Origin of the sequence: Streptomyces phytophilus (assembly GCF_013870535.1) — a bacterium.
Classification (GTDB): domain Bacteria; phylum Actinomycetota; class Actinomycetes; order Streptomycetales; family Streptomycetaceae; genus Streptomyces; species Streptomyces phytophilus.
In genome coordinates this window covers 1-1088 of the sequence record NZ_JACBXC010001672.1, presented here as the reverse complement: position 1 = coordinate 1088, position 1088 = coordinate 1, and the positions used below count along the sequence as shown (strand labels likewise).

General features: G+C 74.7%; 1 protein-coding gene. It reads left to right on the top strand.

All coding sequences use genetic code 11. The features are described 5' to 3' along the window. Positions 1–11 precede the first annotated feature (11 nt). Positions 12–1088 (top strand): dihydroxy-acid dehydratase domain-containing protein (locus H5J30_RS35125; protein WP_181791844.1); only part of this gene is annotated, 1077 nt, incomplete at its 3' end.

Sequence of the window (1088 nt, the reverse complement as noted above, 5' to 3'; positions counted from 1 at the left end):
GGGTGGGGGATATGACCGGCGAAGGGCGCGGGCAGGGGCGCGAGTTGCGCAGCCACCGCTGGTACGGGGACGGAGTCGCCGCCGGACTGCGCTCCTTCAGCCACCGCGCCCGCACCCGGCAGCTCGGCTACCTGCCCGAGGAGCACCTCGGCAAGCCGGTCGTCGCCGTCCTCAACACCTGGTCCGACATCAACCCCTGCCACGCCCACCTGCGCGAGCGCGCCCAGGCCGTCAAGCGCGGCGTGTGGCAGGCCGGCGGCTTCCCGCTGGAGTTCCCCGTCGCCACGCTCTCGGAGACCTTCCAGAAGCCGACGCCCATGCTCTACCGCAACCTCCTCGCCATGGAGACCGAGGAACTGCTGCGCTCGTACCCCGTCGACGGCGCGGTGCTCATGGGCGGCTGCGACAAGACCACCCCCGCGCTGCTCATGGGCGCCGCCAGCGCCGGCCTGCCGGCCCTCTTCGTACCGTCGGGGCCGATGCTGCCCGGCCGCTGGCGCCGCGAGGTCCTCGGCTCCGGCACCGACATGTGGAAGTACTGGGACGACCACCGCGCCGGGCTCGTCGGCGACTGCGAGCTGGCCGAGCTGGAGTGCGGGCTCGCCCGCTCGCCCGGCCACTGCATGACCATGGGCACCGCCTCCACCATGACCGCCGCCGCCGAGGCGCTCGGCATGACCCTGCCCGGCGCCTCCTCGATCCCCGCCGTCGACTCCGGGCACGAGCGGATGGCCGCGGCGGCGGGCGCGCGGATCGTCGGGATGGTCCGGGAGGACCTGACCCCCGACCGGATCCTCACGCGCGAGGCGTACGAGGACGCCGCCGCCACCGTCCTCGCCCTGGGCGGCTCCACCAACGCCGTCATTCACCTCGTCGCCATGGCCGGCCGCTCCCGCGTCGCCCTGGCGCCCGCCGACTTCGACCGGATCGCGCGCACCGTGCCGGTGCTCGCCGACGTACGGCCCGGCGGCCGGTTCCTGATGGAGGACTTCCACTTCGCCGGCGGCCTGCCCGCGCTGCTCTCCCGCATCGCCGACGTGCTGCACCTCGACCGCCCCACCGTCACCGGCACCCTGCGGGAGCGGCTC